General features: G+C 35.7%; 17 protein-coding genes. 11 read left to right on the forward strand and 6 right to left on the reverse strand.

Translation table 11 applies throughout. From position 1 onward, the window contains the following. Positions 1–205: 205 nt before the first annotated feature. Both AB3H93_RS09510 and AB3H93_RS09515 read left to right on the forward strand, forming a co-directional pair. Complete coding sequence (locus AB3H93_RS09510; RefSeq protein ID WP_368020481.1) at positions 206–2,287, forward strand: DNA methyltransferase; 2,082 nt, start codon at positions 206–208, stop codon at positions 2,285–2,287. A gap of 1 nt (position 2,288) precedes the next feature. Then, positions 2,289–5,036, forward strand: a complete 2,748-nt coding sequence (locus tag AB3H93_RS09515; RefSeq protein ID WP_368020482.1) for a DEAD/DEAH box helicase family protein — start codon at positions 2,289–2,291, stop codon at positions 5,034–5,036. A 69-nt stretch (positions 5,037–5,105) separates the two neighbouring features. Here the strand turns inward: AB3H93_RS09515 and AB3H93_RS09520 are convergent, their stop codons facing one another. Beyond that, positions 5,106–6,074, reverse strand: a complete 969-nt coding sequence (locus AB3H93_RS09520) for a hypothetical protein (protein ID WP_368020483.1) — start codon at positions 6,072–6,074, stop codon at positions 5,106–5,108. Positions 6,075–6,241: 167 nt separating this feature from the next. Between AB3H93_RS09520 and AB3H93_RS09525 the strand changes: the two genes are divergently transcribed. The 6 genes from AB3H93_RS09525 to AB3H93_RS09550 all read left to right on the forward strand — a co-directional run bounded on the left by AB3H93_RS09525 (position 6,242) and on the right by AB3H93_RS09550 (position 10,392). Continuing rightward, positions 6,242–6,556, forward strand: coding sequence for a hypothetical protein (locus AB3H93_RS09525; protein ID WP_368020484.1), 315 nt, complete (start codon positions 6,242–6,244; stop codon positions 6,554–6,556). Continuing rightward, complete coding sequence (locus AB3H93_RS09530; protein ID WP_368020485.1) at positions 6,556–7,626, forward strand: cell division protein FtsK; 1,071 nt, start codon at positions 6,556–6,558, stop codon at positions 7,624–7,626. The genes AB3H93_RS09525 and AB3H93_RS09530 overlap by 1 nt, the downstream gene beginning before the upstream one ends. Before the next feature lie 2 nt (positions 7,627–7,628). Beyond that, positions 7,629–8,216 (forward strand): hypothetical protein, encoded by a 588-nt coding sequence (locus tag AB3H93_RS09535; protein WP_368020486.1) that lies wholly within the window; start codon positions 7,629–7,631, stop codon positions 8,214–8,216. Between the two features lie 172 nt (positions 8,217–8,388). Further along, positions 8,389–8,976, forward strand: a complete 588-nt coding sequence (locus AB3H93_RS09540; RefSeq protein ID WP_368020487.1) for a replication protein — start codon at positions 8,389–8,391, stop codon at positions 8,974–8,976. After that, complete coding sequence (locus AB3H93_RS09545; RefSeq protein ID WP_368020498.1) at positions 8,963–9,157, forward strand: DUF3173 family protein; 195 nt, start codon at positions 8,963–8,965, stop codon at positions 9,155–9,157. The genes AB3H93_RS09540 and AB3H93_RS09545 overlap by 14 nt, the downstream gene beginning before the upstream one ends. A 2-nt stretch (positions 9,158–9,159) precedes the next feature. Continuing rightward, entirely contained in the window at positions 9,160–10,392 is a 1,233-nt protein-coding gene (locus AB3H93_RS09550) for a tyrosine-type recombinase/integrase (RefSeq protein ID WP_368020488.1), read from the forward strand. Positions 10,393–10,640: 248 nt separating this feature from the next. Here AB3H93_RS09550 and AB3H93_RS09555 read toward each other — a convergent pair whose 3' ends face one another. Both AB3H93_RS09555 and AB3H93_RS09560 read right to left on the reverse strand, forming a co-directional pair. Continuing rightward, on the reverse strand, positions 10,641–11,192 hold the full coding sequence (locus AB3H93_RS09555; RefSeq protein WP_368020489.1) for a hypothetical protein: 552 nt from the start codon (positions 11,190–11,192) through the stop codon (positions 10,641–10,643). 374 nt (positions 11,193–11,566) lie between these two features. Further along, positions 11,567–13,015 (reverse strand): helix-turn-helix domain-containing protein, encoded by a 1,449-nt coding sequence (locus AB3H93_RS09560; RefSeq protein ID WP_034697678.1) that lies wholly within the window; start codon positions 13,013–13,015, stop codon positions 11,567–11,569. A gap of 531 nt (positions 13,016–13,546) precedes the next feature. Here AB3H93_RS09560 and AB3H93_RS09565 point away from each other — a divergent pair. Next, complete coding sequence (locus tag AB3H93_RS09565) at positions 13,547–13,996, forward strand: hypothetical protein (protein ID WP_010720483.1); 450 nt, start codon at positions 13,547–13,549, stop codon at positions 13,994–13,996. 511 nt (positions 13,997–14,507) lie between these two features. Here the strand turns inward: AB3H93_RS09565 and AB3H93_RS09570 are convergent. Both AB3H93_RS09570 and AB3H93_RS09575 read right to left on the reverse strand, forming a co-directional pair. After that, positions 14,508–14,648 carry a hypothetical protein gene (locus AB3H93_RS09570; RefSeq protein ID WP_014834373.1) on the reverse strand — a complete coding sequence of 47 codons (141 nt, stop codon included), beginning with the start codon at positions 14,646–14,648 and terminating at the stop codon, positions 14,508–14,510. Between the two features lie 90 nt (positions 14,649–14,738). Next, positions 14,739–15,320, reverse strand: a complete 582-nt coding sequence (locus AB3H93_RS09575) for a TMEM175 family protein (protein WP_010720484.1) — start codon at positions 15,318–15,320, stop codon at positions 14,739–14,741. Between the two features lie 216 nt (positions 15,321–15,536). Here AB3H93_RS09575 and AB3H93_RS09580 point away from each other — a divergent pair, with 216 nt between their 5' ends. Beyond that, positions 15,537–15,728: a hypothetical protein gene (locus AB3H93_RS09580; RefSeq protein WP_010720485.1), complete on the forward strand. Its 192-nt coding sequence runs from the start codon at positions 15,537–15,539 to the stop codon at positions 15,726–15,728. 98 nt (positions 15,729–15,826) lie between these two features. Here AB3H93_RS09580 and AB3H93_RS09585 read toward each other — a convergent pair whose 3' ends face one another. Continuing rightward, the gene (locus tag AB3H93_RS09585) at positions 15,827–16,645 is read right to left on the reverse strand and encodes a ZIP family metal transporter (RefSeq protein ID WP_010720486.1); all 819 of its coding nucleotides are present in this window, start codon (positions 16,643–16,645) and stop codon (positions 15,827–15,829) included. A gap of 167 nt (positions 16,646–16,812) precedes the next feature. On the opposite strand from AB3H93_RS09585, the gene spxB reads away from it, so the two are divergent. Continuing rightward, positions 16,813–18,543 (forward strand): pyruvate oxidase, encoded by a 1,731-nt coding sequence (spxB, locus tag AB3H93_RS09590; RefSeq protein ID WP_063626390.1) that lies wholly within the window; start codon positions 16,813–16,815, stop codon positions 18,541–18,543. The last annotated feature ends 84 nt before the right edge of the window (positions 18,544–18,627 follow it).

Genomic DNA, 18,627 nt, shown 5'->3' on the forward strand with positions numbered 1-18,627 from the left:
TCCGAAAACGTTGATTTTACGCCATTTGGGTAAAACTCAAAAGACTTTCTGAGACCAAAATTCTTTTGAATTGTCTCCAAGATTGTCGCCAAAAAAACTCTCACCGAATGATTGTCGGTGGGATTTTTTTCTTTCTGTGGTTTGCCTAAGGGAGATTGGTTTTAATGTTATAATTAGGAGAAAAATTGTAAAGGAAATGAATAAAATGGCAAAGATTGAAACAAAGATTTTTGATGAGCTAAAAAAGGCGTTATCTTCTTTTGACGGAAAATACTTAGTTGGGGAAGAATTGAACCGCTCAAAACTCACGGATGATTTACGGAATTATGATGAAGCACTTCTTAGCAAGTTATTTGAAGTGGAATTTATCAAGCAACATTTTATCAAGGAAGTTGCAGGACAGAAGTTATTTCAAATTGAAAAACTTGAGGAAGCGATTCTCTACAATGATTACTGGGATACAAGTTACACCAAGTATGAAAATCGTGTCGGGTTAGCTTCAAAAGGGAAGTTCTTACAGGACAGCCAAGACGTGGTGTTAGATTTTCCGTTCAAAGATGGTGTGCTTACTGCTTCCATGACAAAGGAAGATAGCGAAGATGGCTATGATGATGCCTTCTTAAACGAGGTCATTGAAAAGGATGAGATTGACCGCTTGTTTGACAAGAAAATTTTCAAAAATGCTGTCAAATTTGACAAAAATGGTGGAAATCCTGTTGTCAAATTTGACAAGGACAAGGACAATCTGATTATCAAAGGTAATAATCTGCTTGCCTTGCACACCTTAGCTGAGAAGTATGCTAGGACTGTCAAGTTGATTTATATTGATCCTCCTTACAATACAGGTTCGGATTCGTTTTCCTATAACGATAAATTCAATCACTCAGCTTGGTTGACATTTATGAAAAATCGGCTTGAGATTGCTAGAGAACTATTAACTGATGATGGATATATCTTTGTACAGACTGATGACTCTGAGCAAGCATATTTGAAAGTATTGATGGATTCAATATTTGGTAGAAATCAGTATGTTAATACAATCTCTGTGTTATTCAAAAATATTGCTGGTGCTTCTGGTGGTGGTCAAGATAAGCGATTGAAGAAAAACATTGAGTATGTCACGATTTATTCTAAAAACCGGGAGTTATCACGGTCATTTAATTCCGTTTACGAATTTAAGAAAATTTCAAATTTGGTTCAGGAGATGCGTGAAGAAGGTGTGAGTTGGAAATACACTAGTATTCTCGTAGATTCGGGTACAGAAAAATATGTTGGCTCAACAATTGATGGTGCTGGAAACGAAATTAAATTATACAAACAAGAGAATCCAGTAATTAAGTCTATCAGCTCTCTTATGAAAGAGGAGAATCTAACAGAGGAACAAGCTTACGACAAATACGGGAAATTTGCTTTTCAAACAGCAATGCCTCAAAGCTCTATCCGACCACGTGTGATGGAAAAGTGGCAAGAGCTTGGTTTAGGTGAAAATGACTTAATGTCAATTCGTTATGTTCCAAGAACAGGTAAAAATAAAGGAGTTGAATATCAACAATTTTACAAAGGAAATACTTTTAGACTTTTTGCTTGGCTAAAAGACGTATCTGAAGAAATTGATGGCACGTTATATAAGCGAGATGCACTTGGAACATTCTGGAACTTCGTCGGTGAAACTAAAAATGTCAATAAAGAGGGACAAGTTGAATTTCCAAATGGCAAGAAACCTGAACGATTACTTGGTAAGATTATTGAAATGGCAACTGAACCTAATGATCTTGTATTAGATTTCTTTGGCGGTTCTGGTTCAACTGCCGCAGCAACTTTGAAACTTGGAAGAAAATTTATCAGTATAGAGCAGATGGAATCTCAAGTTTCTTTAGAGATAGAACGATTGAAAAATGTAATAGATGGGTCAGACCAGAATGGACTAAGTTCAGACGTCAACTGGCAAGGTGGCGGTTCATTTGTCTATGCTGAACTGTTCCCTAAAAATATGGGCTACCTTCAAGATATTATCCATTCAAACACTACTGAGGAGCTTAGATCAGTTTATGAACGTATGCTACAAGGAACTGATACAGATGAACCTGCGGATATTTCCTTCCGTGCTGATTTATCTAAAATTGATTGGGCTGAAGGATTTAATGAAAATAAACGTCTATTAGTAAAGTTGCTTGATAAAAATGGGCTATATTATAATTTTTCGGAAATTGATGATAAGAATGTCCGTGATTTAATCTCTGATGAAGATTACGCCTTTAATAAAGCGTTCTATGAAGGTGGTGAGTGACATGGCAAGAGTAAAGAAAACTCCTGCTAATGCTCGCAAATTCCCCCTAGTTGAGCAAGCTGAGCAAGCAGAACAAAACTTATTTAGTCAACATCAAGGGTATGTTATACCAGCATATATCAATCAAAATTTACTCCATACGTTACGTGATTATCAAGATGAAGCAATGCGTAACTATCACTATACGCAAACCCAGATTAATCCCAGTCCCCAACACGTTCTATTTAACATGGCGACGGGTTCAGGAAAAACAGATTTGATGGCGGGTCTAATTCTCTACCTTTATCAGGAACATAAGTATCAGAATTTCTTGTTTACGGTAAATACAAATTCCGTCCTTATGAAAACGAAGGATAATTTAGTAAATGAAAATAGTGAGAAGTATCTTTTTCAAGAAAAAATTGAAATTGGTGGACAACGAATTTATATTCGACAAGTTGAGCGTTTTCCTCGTGTTCGCCAAAATAATACTATCTATATCAAGCTTTCATCCGTGCAAAAGGTATCAGATGATTTGTTTGTGTTAAAAGAGAACACCATGGGTTTATCTGATTATGAAAATCACCCTGTGGTTGTTTTGGCTGATGAAGCTCATCACTATTCCGCCAGCACAAAATCAGAAAAAGAAGCTGAGAACACTTGGGAATCTGCTATCAATAAGATTCTAAGGGCTAGGGATGACAAGGAGAAAAAGAATCTATTGCTAGAGTTCACGGCAACAGTGGATTTTGACAAGGACGCAATTTACAACAAGTATCGTGATAAAGTCGTTTACCGTTATCCCCTAAATAAACTTATGTTTGATGGGTACTCTAAGCAGGTTAAGCGTATTGAAACATCCGCAAGTGATGAAGATAAAATGCTGAACGTGGTGTTACTCTCACAATTCAGAAAATATCATGCATATGCTGAGGGTGTCACGGGATCGTTCAAGCCTGTGATTATGTTCAAATCACCAAAAGTTGCAATCTCACTTGAAGCAACAAAAGTCTTTAATCAACTCATTGCCAATTTAAACGTAAGTGATTTAGTGTCATTCATCCAACGTCAACAAACATTGGATAGTAATGAAAGCTCTGCACTAAAGTTGGCTTATAATTTCTACCTGCAAAATGAAGATGATTTAGCAAAGATTGTTCGTGAGATTAAACAGGACTTTGACCCACGAAATGTTTTGAATGCCAACGATGCCAGTGGCAATATGCTTGAAAAAGGTCAGTATGAAGCCTTGAACACGCTCGAAAGCCCAAATAACCTCTATCGTGTAGTTTTTGCGGTGGCAAAACTTACAGAGGGGTGGGATGTACTCAATCTGTATGATATTGTTCGTATCGAAAAAGAAGCGGGCACGAATAAGAACTCTACAATGGTTGAAGCTCAACTGATTGGACGTGGTGCAAGGTATTATCCATTTGAAATTGATGGTGAGAAAAGCTATCAGCGGAGATATGATAATGATTCCTCAAATAAGCAATTATTTTTGGAAACCCTCCACTACCATACAATGAATGAACCTCAATATTTGAAACAGCTAGTAGGTTCTTTGGAACAAATGGATTTGCCAACGGGACAAGATAAGAAAAATCCGCCTATTGAAATTAAAGTTAAACCTTCCTTCAAGAAAACAGATACCTATAAAACAGGGAAAATCTATTATAACGAAGCCGAAGACGTATCAGATGAATGGTTCGACTCTATTGAAAAATACGGCATTAACCATAAGTCAGATATTTCTCGAAGCTTGAACTATGGTAGTCGGGAAGTTTCTTATAATGCTACTGTGGAATATATTGAAACAAAAACTATCGGTATAGAAAAATTTGATGTTCGTTTCATTAAGAAAGCCATCCAACGCTTGGAGTTTTACCAGTTTGATAATTTGAAAAAGTATCTTCCGCTCCTGACTTCTATGAAAGAATTTATCTATGGCGAAAAATGGTTAAATGCAGGGAATTTGAAGCTCTTCTTGACTGTTCCGAAAGAATACAAAGCGTCAGATATTTCTCCAAATGAGATTTTGAAAGTAACTATCGAATTAATGAAAGAGTATGAAGTAAAATTCAAATCAGGTTACATTAAACAACGAGGAACCAATAGATTTATCGGCTATCCGATTAGAGAATACCTAACAAATTACAACAAGCGTGTTCCAGAGTATGACACCGCAAACCTTTTGAATGAAGCAACTCAAAAGGTTGCCGCTTACGAAATGGACGATGAATTTTACGTTTATGAAAAAGCAATCGTCAACAAGCTAGAATATGAGTTGATTGAGCGAATTAAAGCCTATGTAGATGAGTTAAAACAAAAATACAACAAGGCTGTCTACCTATTCCGAATGGACGAAAATATGCACCGTGAGTCAGCCAAAAGTGAAAAAGTTAAACTGCACCAATATGGCTCAAGGGTTAATCGTGCAGGAGAAACAGTAGACGTTCACTTACAAGGTTTTCAACCTGACTTTATTTTATTCCTTGAGGATAGCGAGTTTTATTTCCAAATATTCATTGAACCAAAAGGAATGAGCGGTGACAGGTTTGTCAGCGAGTTATGGAAACAAGACTTACTATTATATATGACCGACCATCAAGCAGAGATGGAATTTGAAGATGATTCAAAGAATGTCCGAATTAGTGGGCTGAAATTCTACACTAAGGGTGACGGTCAAAAAACTATGGCTCAACTTGCGGAAATTACTCAAGTGCAGGAAGTATCTGACTCCTCAGTCCAAGAAACGCTTGAGTTTTAGGAAAAGGATTTAGGTAGGATACGAAAAAAAGGTGCTGAGTAGACATCAATTTGTCTACTCAGCACCTTTTTATTTGCCAGTAAATTTATAACCCTTGATAACTTCTAGCTCTATCACCTGCACTCTTTTCAATCCCGTAATGTAAGCCAGTGAAGCTTCCACCAAATACTTTAGAGTAAATTCATTTAATTCCATTTGTTCGCCCTTCATTTCCTTGGCAATTAGAGTTCCAAATTTCTTGTAATCAGAGGTGATAATATTTCGGGCTCTCAATCCAAGAGAATCTTCTTTTGGCATATTTTTCAGAAAGAAGTCCGTTATCTGTAAAACTAAGTGACCTAACCTTTTATCTAGTTTAGTCAAGGAATCCCCTTCTTCTCGGATGAAATTCTGAATTAACTGATTGATTTGTATATCGAACTTATAATAGAGAAACTCGATTGCATTTTTTTGAATGATTTCATACTGTTCAAATATATCGTCCTCTTTTAATCGGTAAAAATAGGATGAAATAGGGTAGCTGGTATTATCGATTTTTGGCATTTCAATATCCCCAACTACAAACATTTGCCAATAAGAATGATATTCAGCATAGGGAACGTAATCCGTCAGTACATTGTTAAATATCTCCTTCGATTTCTCGTCACTCCCATTCAAAACATCTAGGAGAAGTTTTTCAAATAATATCATGGAGAAATCACCATTTTCAAAATCCCCCCAAAGTAATTCAAGTTCATTCGAAAACTTCAGTTTTTCTGTTAGGTGCAAAAGCAATGTGTCAGAAATTAAATATGGATTTTTTCCTGGATAGGCTTTTCCGCCTGCAATATTTGTGATGATAGAATAGTCGAATTTGCCGTATCGAAGTTGTTTATCCATTTTACTATCTTGAGTTGAATCTTTCTGATGAGCTTCATAGTCAGCTTTATTTTGATAACCTGCCAGTTGGTAATAAGTAAAACCATGTTCTTTCTTATTTTTTTTCACCCGTTTTCCAATCTCAGAGAAAATATAATTTTTCGTTTCTGTATAAATCATATCAGGCCCCCTTAGTATGGTAGAAAAACAAATAAAACTTCTTAAATTATCTGCATATATTCTACCATAGAATAATGACGTACAATAAAAAAGTCAAAGGAATCGCGAAACCTAAGACTAATAAAGAATGCAATAATACTAGTCATATTGCAAAAAGGAGAAAACGCATGAAAATCAAAAATTCTCAAAATTCGTACAATGAAGCTACCGCAAAACAATATCTTTCAGACGAAAATCCTATCATCAATGTCTCGTCTGAAATCGAAACACAATACAACTGGATTGAAGGAAAACGCACGGACGAAGTCACTGGCTACAAGCTATATTTCTCCCAAGATGGTGTAAATCCTTTTGCCGTAAAATTTGAGAAGAAGCCAACCCTTCCACCGTTTCTCTCAGAAGTTAAACTCGACAAGTTGGAAGCAATCGAAATCCGTTCAAATGTGTACTTCCGCTCAGAAGGGGTTCGGGTTGTTAAATGATGAAAAAATCAGAACTTGAAAGTTACTTGCTCCAAGCTCTGAACATGGCTTTGCAGATTAACGGAGAGACCTCCTACACCAATTCATTTGATGTACGGGTAGCGGACGAGGGATTTTTCTTCATCCCTCGCCTGCCTGCAAGCTATGTTGTGGATGATGGGCTATACCAAAAAATCTATTTGATTAGCAATGCCGTTCTTTACCCAGAGTTTACATTGTTGAAGCAAGCTGGGGCATACTTTGTTCCACTCGAAACGGAAGACATCCATGTGAAGCGAGCACTCTTCTTTCCATGGAACAAAGGCATTTCGAAACGGTTGATTATTCCAGACATAGATCGTTTTGTTGCCGAATTACCGATAAACAAAGTACCCGTTATGGAAAACTTTACGATAAACCTAAACAAAGTAACGAGTATTGCTATTGCGGGAAATTCGGGGTCAGGGAAGTCATATGCGCTCACATATTTCCTATGCGTGTTAAGAAAGAGCTCTAGTCTTGTAATTGTTGACCCCAAGTTTGATAGCCCGAGCAGATGGGGGCGAGAAAATAATGTCAAAGTCATTGCTCCTAGCGATAACCGAAGCAAGAGCGACTTCGTTTCAGCAGTCAATAATGAGCTAAGCAAGTGCCTTGAATTGATTCACCAAAGACAACAAGTGCTTTATAACAATCCCCAAGCAGATTTCGAACATTATACAGTTGTGATTGATGAAGTTTTGGCATTAAGTGACGGTGTAGCAAAACCAATAAAAGACGCATTCTTTAGCCTACTTTCTCAAGTATCTTTACTCGGAAGAGGTTCGAAAGTCCATCTTTTGCTGGTATCACAACGTTTTGATAATAATGCTATCCCAATCTCGTGCAGGGAGCAGTTGAACGTGTTGATTCAAGTAGGGAACATTAACAGCAAAACAACACAATTTTTGTTTCCCGACCTAAATCTAGAGGGAATTGTCATACCTCAAGGTATTGGAACAGGTCTGATACAGGTGATTGATTCGGAGCACCCGTTTCAAATTATCCCTTTATTGACCCCGACATTCAGTGGTTTGAAAGGAATAATCTAAACATGAAAAAATCTTATTTTACAAGGACATTTCACATTATTGGCTTTTTGTTAATGATTTCAATATTACTTCTAGCGGTACAAGTCCCAATCAAGATGATAGGTGCTTTCCTACAAGCTGAAACAAATTCATCACTAGTTGAATACACAAAGTTTTTGTTTAAATGCATGGCTATAATCTCAAAAGGTTTAGATGAATTGAATGCATTTACTTTTCTCCTCTTTCTCCTGTTTGTGCTTCCAGAGATTGTTTCAAGGATAGCCAGAGACTCGCTAGTGAATTGGGTGAAATCATTCTGGGTGAGCTATCGTCTGCGGAGGTTCCTAGTCAGACAAACCGACCATGAGGGCGAGGGCAAATTAAAGATACAACAGCACAACAAGGCAATTAGAAACTCAATCATTGATGTTAGGAACGACAGTGTCACGTTCATTGTAAAATTACCAAATGACGTACAGGCTCAAAAACTAATCTTAGACACAAAGGAAATTTTGCGTGAAGAAATCTCAAGTCGCTTTCCAAATTATGTGTTCTCGAATTTTGAGCGATATAAACATTGGCTGAAACTCGAAGGAACGAATTTCAGATAGAAATATCGGAGCTTTTGCTTGCACTTGGCAGAAGCAAAGAAGCTCCGATATTTTGACAGTCAAGAACGATATCCCACGGGGCTACTACGCCCCCCGTGGGATCAGTAATCAATAATCAAGGAAGGCGACTATGGGAAAAATTAAAGAACAATGAAGTAGCAAGTGGGCATTCTTGATTTACAAGGAAAGTGCTCCGGAAAATTATTTAACGATATTAGAAGAAATGCACGTCCCATTTATTTTGAGTCCATGGCATGACGAAGATGTGAACATGGAGACGGGCGAAATTAAGAAATCGCATAAACATGGTGCTTTCTTCTTCGATTCACTTAAAAGCTTCTCACAAGTTAGCGAGATGATAAGCGAAAAGCTGAATGGTCCTGCTCATGTTGAAGTGGTGATGTCCCCAAAAGGAATGTTTGACTACTTCACCCATGCAGAAAATCCAGATAAGACAACTTATAGCATTGATGACATCGAAAGTGGATGTGGCTTTGATTTAGCTAAATTTCTTATTGAACAGGAAGGCGGTTCATTCTTGAATGAGGTTATTGATATTATCGAAGAAAATGATTTTATTGAATTTGAAGAGATTGTTTCATTCGCAAGAAAGAATAACTCAATGCTATTGTCTCTCATCGTTGATAAAACCTATTTCTTTGCAAAACTCTTAGATTCAAGACGGTACAACTCTGAAAGGCAGAAAGAATACTTCAAATTAGAAAAGGGGAACGTTAATGTGCAAGATGTTAGTGAGTAAAGAAACCCTTATTAGATCAGGGTTTCCACCTTATACGGCTTCTTCGATTCTTAGACAAGCGAAGCATTTTATGGTACAACAAGGGTATGAGTTTTACGAGGGGCGCCGTGTATCGATCGTCCCAATACAGGCGATAAAGTCCGTTATCGGTGATGTAGAGTTGTCCGAAACGGAGGAATAAATTTGCCAAAAACTAGCTACCAAGATGTCTACCAAGACAACAAAGGGCAATACTATTATGAGGTAAGCTTAGGTACGGACAAAATCACAGGAAAACGTATCAAGCGGAAAGGGCGCAAGTCACAATCTGGAAAGAAATTTGAAACAGCAAAGGAAGCGTATGCGGAAGCTATCCGTGTGAAAAATGACTTCTTACAAACTCAAGGTTACTCAGATTATGGCATGACCTTTGAGCAATTCATGAATAACGTCTACATTCCGCACTATAAGACTGAAGTGACTGAGGAAACTTTTGAGTCAAGGAATCCAACGCTGAAAATCCTTTTGGCACGGTTTGGAAAGAAGCCAATGCGAAAGATTACTTTGCATGATATTCAATTTTTCAGAACGTGGCTTTTGGATAAAAATGCGGCAGGGTACTCACAATCCTATGCTTCAATGGTCTTTGGAATGTTGAAGAAAATTCTTGAGTTTGCCGTATCACTCAATTACCTTGATAAAAATGTTGCTCGACAAGTGAAACCAATCCCCAAGGGGAAAACAGATGTTGCTTACTGGACGAAAGATGAATTTGAAAAGGTGCTTTCAAAGATTTACACGGAAGACTTCTATGAGCATTTATGCTTCGTCATGTTGTGGATTTACTATATGACAGGCGTTCGTGTGAATGAAGGAACTGCACTTTGGTGGAATGATATTGATTTTGAGAAGAAACAGCTTCGTGTTCATCATATGCTGATTACCAAGAGCCGTAATAATTACAATCGTAAGAATCACACGAAAACGGCTGATGGGAAACGGGTGCTTGCCTTAGATGATGATACGCTTGAAGTGTTGCGTATCTGGAAAGAACGGCAAGCACAACATGGAGACATAGATTTCATTTTCTCCTATGATGGCTTACCTATGATAAAGTCAACAATCGCTCGAATTATTGCACGTTATGCGAAGCTTGCAGGTGTGCCAATAATACAGGCGAAAGGACTTCGCCATTCGCACGTTAGCTTTCTCATTAACGAACTGAATGCTTCGGTTTTAGTTATCTCAAAACGACTCGGGCATAGCTCGCCAGAAATTACGCTAAAACACTATGCACATTTGTGGCGTGGAATTGATGATGGTGTCGCCGAATCTATGGCAGGGATTATCAAAATTAAAACCGCCCTAAGTAAGCAATTTGCCTTTGTCGGTAATCAAGTGGTGAAAAAGATGTCGCCAAAACTGTCTCCAAAATAGTGGAAACATCCTAAAAACGTGATAACAACAGGCTTTATTAAGTCTAACCACCCCATTGAGTGGGAATAATGAAAAACAGCCAACAAACGTTGTTAAATCAATGTTTGTTGGCTGTTTTTCATTATCACACTTATTCTGTAGCCTTTTGATAAAACTCTTTCTATCTTCATTCCAGTCAGTCGTTCTAATTTTTTGCTCCTCTTATCTTTGAAAATCAATTGACTATTCATATAAAAACGGAGATCTTGCTAAAAATAAAGAACGTAAAAAATCAGAAAAGCTAACTCGATGACCATAAAGTTAATAACTTGTTTTTTTCTTATTGCAGTTATCTTTTCGACATCTTCCCTGCCCAACAGAACGATTTTCAATGGATTATCGGGATGTTGATTTAGATAATTCTCCCAAAACTGTGCTTGTTTCTGACTTGACGGAGCGATTATACTAAGAAGTAAAATACAAAAGGTTAATCCAATGATAAATAGGAAACTAGTCGAAAAATCTTGATAAAGCATACTAGTGACCAAAGCGCCTATAATACTTGCAAGTAATGCAACAGTCAATAACATTTGAATACCTCTTTTAAAAGTGGTATTCAAATACATATTTTGATAATTTATAATTGCTGTTTTTCTCAGCTTTAAGTCCTCTTTACTAAGTTCGGGGAACATTTCATTCACTTTATTTTTTTTCTTCTTTTCCATAGCCATTCTTTGATTACGTAATCTAAAACCACAAAAAATAAAAATGGGTATCGCTATAATTGCATAAAATTGACTAATTAATCTCAGTACTTCCATTGAGAACCTCCATCTGTTTCCTAATTAATTAGTCCATAATAGCAAAGTACATTAAACTTTTCATTAATATTAAATGAGTAATTTTTACTGCAAACTTACTTGAATTACTACCAAAACAATGAGGAAATATTTGCCTTCTCTAAAAGAACAGAAAGAAGCTTTTCTTCTTTCTGTCCAAATGATTCTAAGATTTCTCTTTACCAATATCATATCATTTAACAAAGAGCCCATAAAATTAGGTTAACTTTTAACCTATCTCTTCTTTTTGTTTCTTTTATCTGTGGAATATTCATTCACCATTGATCAGCGTTTCCCTTTATTGACCACCTATGTTCAAACTAACAATTTCTCAAAGTTAATAAATATCAAACACGCTATGTAATTTCTGTTCTTGTTTGTTGATAAAAGAAAATCAAGTTTTGAATTTCTCTTGATTTGGGATAAATAGAAATACCAAATATAGGGATATTAAACTGTCTGTTCAGCATCGTATTGGAAACAATACAATCATAATTTTCCTTATGTAGCATCTGATCTGTAACTACCGGGGTTTTGCTGGCTACAAAACGATATCGTCCTCCTAGATAAAGCTCAAGCTTTGCAATAATGTAGCTAGCATATTGTTCAGAATTGGTTACAATCAAAGCCCTAATTTGTTTACTCGTTTCAATCTTTTTTAGCAGATCATGCCAGTAGACAAGTAACAAAGCGACTAATTTTCTGGTAAATTCGTCATTTTTCATATACTTTAATAACTCTTTTTGATCCTTGTTAATTAAATAATTCTTTAGTCCTACTTGAATACTTTCGATTTCTGGAAGTATCTGTTTTAAAAACTGATGATGTTTATCATATAAAATAAAAGAAAGATTTTCCATATAGTCGCCATCATTAATTATTTTATAGCAGATTTCTTGTCGTTCTTCACATTTGATCTGATATTTTATTTCCAAATAATCAAGCAATATCCCAACCATCTTTGTTAAATAAGGTTTTTGTTGGTAGTCATCGCTGCTGTTCTGTATATCCAGTAGCGAACAAACAAACGGCTGTTCAAAGATGTATTTTATCAGATCCTGATCCTCTTCGAGAGATAACCATAAAGAAGTATTTTGCTTCTCATTTGATTCTAGGCATAAAAGATTATTCTGCTCTTTTTCAATGAATTGTTTTTCATTTTTTACTTGGTAAATTTTCATAGCAATATAAAATAAAAGCTGATTATGTTTTCGGTGTTCCAGTTTACGAATTATATCTTGAAGTTGATTATTCGTTATGTATTTTAAGTATAATTGACGACTTTTTTGACAAATTTCTTCATTGAAGGCCTCTTCTAAACACACATATTTTTCTAAAAGTAACTGGATCGTCAACTTTTCAATTAATTGTGTATTTCCCGTTAATCGAATCAATCCTCGAATTCTTAAGTGATATTGCTCTAAGGAAAGGTTGATGCGCTTCACCATTCGTCTTAGAGTGCTCTCTGAAATAAATAGTTGTTCCGTTACTTCCAAGTAGTTCGTATATTTATTTAACACGATTGCTTCTAAAAATTGATACTCAATCGATTCATTCATAATAATTCGGTAAATATATTCTTCTGTGACATGAGGAGCAATTTCTGCAAATATCCCATTCTCACGATCAGTATGTATATTAATTTCTTTTGCATAAGAATCGATATCCATCAAGTCATTTCTCAATGTTTTTGAAGAACACTTTAATTGAGATTCTAAATCTTGAAAGCGATAGGTTTCTCCTTCAAAAAGCAATTCCAGTAGAAGTAACTGTCGTTTCATTTTTTTCGATAAAATATTTAACATTTACTTCCTCCCCTCTTTTTACCAAATAGAAAAAAGCATTCACTTTTTTCTATTTGAATGTTCCTATTTATATTTTAAAGAAAATTTTTAACGAATTAGAATTTTTTTTTCAAAAAAATAGTAAAAATGGGTATAAAAAATATGAAAAATAAGCAATCCTATCTACCAATTTTATAAATAGATCATCTATGGCCTTTTTTTGCCCTTAGACCTTGCAAATAAACAGAATGCTGATCTTGCCAACAGAAAATAGTATCATTCGCCTTCTCATTTTAAAAAATAACTAAATAAATTATTTTAGCGAAATAAATTATTTGATTGAAACATTTATTCAGTAAAATAAACTGCTAAAATTAAGTATTTTATGCTTTATTTTTTTTATATTTAAATTTATACTGTTTTTAAAGCAATTAATTAATAACAAAAATTAATAAAAAAAGGCATATATTATACCATTTTAAATGATTAAAAAACTATTTTTATCATAAATGTACTTTTTTACGTCATAACTGTTAGATGGGAGTGTCCAAGGTGAAGAAAACAATTATTATAGTTAGTAGTTTTTTAGGTTTAATTGCTTTATTTTTTATGATTGAATACTTTGCTTCTCCTGTAAAAGATGTTACTTCAAAAGCTGAAATGAAAATGACTACTGGAGCCAAGATGGAATATGTGCCAACAAAAGATGAACTAGTAAAAATTGAAGGAGATCAACTTCAATTACTGGGCATTTACACAGTAGTTGGTATCCATTTCGACAGACATTCTTATGTGACGTTAGCAAATGCCGAACAAGAAGAAATCAACTTTTCTATTTCAATTATAGACAAACAAAAACAGACATTTTCAATCCCCGCCATACAATTCTCACCTCAAAATTTACAGCTCTCTGATTCTTTTGGCTTAGCAAAAAAAGAAGCACGCTACTTTGCTTATAAAAAAAATTATCCTGTCGCAAGTGCCACTCATACAACAGATTGACCAATTAAATATACCTTGTAGGGGTATATTTAATTGGTTTTTATCTTTTTCAATGGAAAGAACCTCGAATAACTTTTCTGTTTATTTTTTTTCTTCTCCCACTCGGCCATTGATCTTTTATACTAACTATTTAATTCGAGACGGCTTGTTTCCTTTGTTTTTCGTCATTTTTCCTAATTTATTTGATCCTTCTTGCGAAGAAAATAAACAAATTATTAAATTCGTTATTTTAAAAAGATAAAATAACACTATACGCAAAAACTAAAAGTTATTTAATCAGATGGATTAATCTATATAAATTGTTTCCTGCCTATTCATTTAATATTTATACAAAAATATTGTATACCTGCTTTTATCGATAGGTTGAAACTTTTCGTTTTCGTTATCCCCTGTGGAAAACTTTCGGAACAGATTACCTCTCTGATACGTATCTGTGTATAATTAGATACAACGAATCCCGGATCTTTCAATTCTTTAGACTGAAAGATCCGGGATCAAAAATAAACGCTTCTTACTTCTTTAATGCTACAACAAATGGAATCATCATAGATAACAAAATAACCAATAAACTACATTGCCGATGATCTATATAGATAAGGATCGTTATCATGCTCGTAGTTAGACCGATATTCAATTTTTTTTGATTGATCATAAGCATCCCTCTTCAAGGAAGATTTTCCTCTAGAAGTTCGACCATTTTTTTATCTTTTTGTTATATTTCTCTTAATTTTTTTGAACATCTTTAATTACTATATTGAGATTCGATTTTACGGCTAGGAATCAGCCAACCAAGTAAAATCACAGCATTCGTTACTAAAACAGCTATTGGTGTAATGACATAGCCTAAAATAATTCCTAAAATATTTAACCCAATTGACCAGTAGGATTTTCGATAGTTATCTAGTAATTCTTTGATATTCTTTTTATTTTTAGGATCAGACTGAACCAACTCTCTTGCTAAAATATAGTAAGCAATATTAGCTCCTAAAGTTACTACACCGTATGTGATTTCTGGCGCTAAACTATGACTATACTCGCTGATCCAAGACGTGACAAAGGGAAAAAATGATAAAGCAAAGATAAAAAAGCTATTCGCCCATAAAACTCGCCAATTTACTTTATGAACGACTTGAAACATATGATGATGATTATTCCAATAGATGACCAATGTAAAAAAGCTGACAATATAGATCATAAAACGATATCCTAAGGCACTTAGCGCTTGCCAGGTATCAGTGTTCGGCTGGTGAAGCTCTAAGACCAAGATAGTCATAATGATCGCGATAACTGCATCGGTAAAAGCTTCTAAACGATTTTTTGGCATATTTTTGCCTCCTTTTCTGACTTATTGTAGTAAAGATAGCTAGAAAAAAGCAACTAAATCAGTCTATAGTTGGAGGTAATGCTCACTTTATACTGCTATACTCAATGAAACAAGAGGATTTAACTATCGTAGTTCTCTAATAAATAAGCTAAGTTCTAAGTACATTTTTATTAAATTTAACTTATTTTGGGAACTAGCAAGAAATGAGGGGTTTGTATGGGACAAAGAAATACTTTTTTAACTATTTTCATGCTAATAATGGTATTGATTATAGGTAGTTTTGTAATTAGCCTTTTTACTAGTATTTTATGGTTTGCAATTAAATTACTCATTCCTATTGCAATCATTATTTGGCTAATTCGTGTAATTTCTGGAACAAATCGTCGACATCATCGAAAATATTACTAATATTGAAAAAAGCAGCACACGACAGATTCCCCAGTCTTGTGCTGCTTTTTTCGTTATATTTTTATCAGTTGTTCCAAATGATATATCATTTGATGGTATTACCCTAAAGCTACATCTAGTACCATCATAATGATAAAACCTAACATCACTCCAAAAACGGCAAAATGTCGTTTACTTGATAATGTTTGTTGGGCTTCGGGAATTAATTCCTCAACAACCACATAGATCATCGCACCTGCTGCAAATGCCAGTGCATAAGGTAAAAGGATGGTTACTCGTGTCACTAGCACCGCTCCAATCACACCTGCGATCGGTTCAACAATACCTGAAGCTTGTCCATATATAAATGCCTTTGTTCGACTCAAGCCTTCTTGTCTTAAAGGAATCGAAACAGCTGCACCTTCCGGAAAATTCTGAATTCCAATACCCAATGCAACCGAAATGGCTGCCAAAACGGCCGCTGTTGGATTATCGGCTGTACTGGCAGCCCCAAATGCCACCCCTACAGCCAAACCTTCAGGGATATTGTGCAAGGTGATCGAAAAAACTAATAAGATTGTTCGTTTTAAATGCGTAGGTAGGCCTTCTTTTTCGTGCTGTGGGCCAAAGTGCATATGGGGAAGCGTTTTATCAGCGATATAAAGAAAGACACCACCTAATCCAAAACCAATACTAACGACCAGCCAAGCGATATCGCCATTTTCTTCAGCTTTTGTAATCGCAGGATCAAGCAATGACCAAAAACTAGCAGCAATCATGACTCCCGAAGCAAAACCAAGCATGAGATTCAATACTTCTTTTTTGATTTCTTTAAAGAAAAATACCAACCCAGCCCCCAGAGCTGTCATAAAATACGTAAATGCTGTCCCCGCTAATGCTTGTTGCCACGGGGCTAAGCTTAGTAGCCATTCTGTCATTTTATTCTCCTTTCGTGCCTTTACTTATTACTCTAGCATATTCAAAAAATCATGACTACTGTTTGTGTAAAAAAGCGAATCAGTTGGGCTTTTATTCTTAAAGCACTATACTTTAATTAATAAAGTTACAAAATTTTATCATTCATTTGATAAAGGAGTGGGAGAATATGGCAACAATCAATGCTGGTATCGCAATGGTCAAAGTAATGGAAAGTTGGGGAATCGAGCACATTTATGGGATTCCTGGTGGTTCGTTTAATTCAATCATGGATGCTCTTTATCATGAAAAAGATCAAATAAAATATATCCAAGTACGTCACGAAGAAGTAGGAGCGCTAGCCGCAGCAGCCGATGCGAAACTAACAGGAAAAGTTGGGGCTGTTTTTGGTTCTGCTGGACCAGGTGCCACGCATTTGATCAATGGTTTGTATGATGCACAAATGGATCATGTTCCAGTTGTTGCGTTGCTTGGACAAGTTGCAACTACTGCTATGAACTATAACTCTTTCCAAGAATTAAATGAAAATCCAATTTTTGCAGATGTTAGTGTCTATAATCGGACAGTTATGACACCTGAAAGTTTACCTCATGTAGTGGACGAAGCAATCAAAGCAGCCTATGAAAATAAAGGAGTAGCTATTGTAACCATTCCTGTTGATTTAGGTTTTGCAGACATTGAAGAAGAGAAAATATCTAACGCAGCTACTCATAAAACAGGTACTATCCTTCCTGATGAAAAAGATGTAATTGCTGCTCTTCCTTTTATTGAAAAAGCTAAAAAGCCTGTACTTTACATTGGACAAGGCACTCGTAATGGCTTTTCACAAATCAAAGATTTTACAGAACACTTTTCCATGCCAGTTGTTGCTTCTGTTTTAGCGAAAGGCATCATTCCAGATAACTATAAAAACTTTCTAGGCTTTGCTGGACGTGTGGCCACAAAACCTGCAAATGAAGCATTAGCAGAGGCCGACTTGATTTTATTTATGGGTAGTGACTTTCCTTTTGGTCGTGCGTTCTTTAACCCAGAGGCTGAATTTATCCAAGTGGACATCGATGCTTCAAAATTTGGTCGAAGACATGCTACCTCCCATACCATTTTAGGGGATGCCAATACCACATTAGCGAGATTAACACAGCTGGGCGAACCACGTCCTGAAGATCGCTGGTATCTAGCCAACCAAGAAAACAAAGCGAATTGGGTAAACTGGTTAAACTCATTCGCTGACCTTGAAGACCAACCGATTCGTCCTGAAGCTGTTTATAAAGAAATCAATCGGATCGCTGAAGAAGATGCGATTTTTGTAACAGATGTTGGGAATACGACGATCCATTCCATTCGATTATTAGACATGAACGGCAAACAAAAACACACGACCTCTGGTTGGTTCGCTACAATGGGGAATGGTGTTCCAGGTGGCATTGCCGCACAATTAAGTTATCCTGATCGACAAGTCTTTACTTTAAGCGGTGATGGTGGTTTTGCAATGGTGATGCAAGATATCATTACACAAGTGAAATACCAACTACCGATTATTAATGTGGTTTTATCGAATACATCGTTTGGGTTTATTGAAGCAGAACAAGAAGATACTGAACAGAAAAAATTTGGTGTGTTTTTAGAAGAGGCTGACTTCGGAAAAGCGAGTGAAGCACTGGGAGCTGATGGTTTCACGATTACTGAGTATCACCAATTAAGACCTGCATTTGATGCCGCTAAAAAATCCCAACGACCAGTAGTAATTGATGTAAAAATCAATAACAAACGTCCTTTACCGGTTGAAGATCTTCATCTTGATCCAAGAAAATATACAGAAGAAGAAATCAAACAATTCAAAGAAAAATACGAAGTGCATGATTTACCTGTATTGAATGAATTATATGAAAAAAGGAAATAATTGAACCTCTACTCTTTGAGAGATTCAGACATATCAACTATAAAAAAAGAAGCAACCAGGAAAATTCAGCCTGATTGCTTCTTT

The sequence above is a fragment of the Enterococcus sp. C74 genome (assembly GCF_040887125.1).
Classification (GTDB): Bacteria; Bacillota; Bacilli; order Lactobacillales; family Enterococcaceae; genus Enterococcus_B; species Enterococcus_B hirae.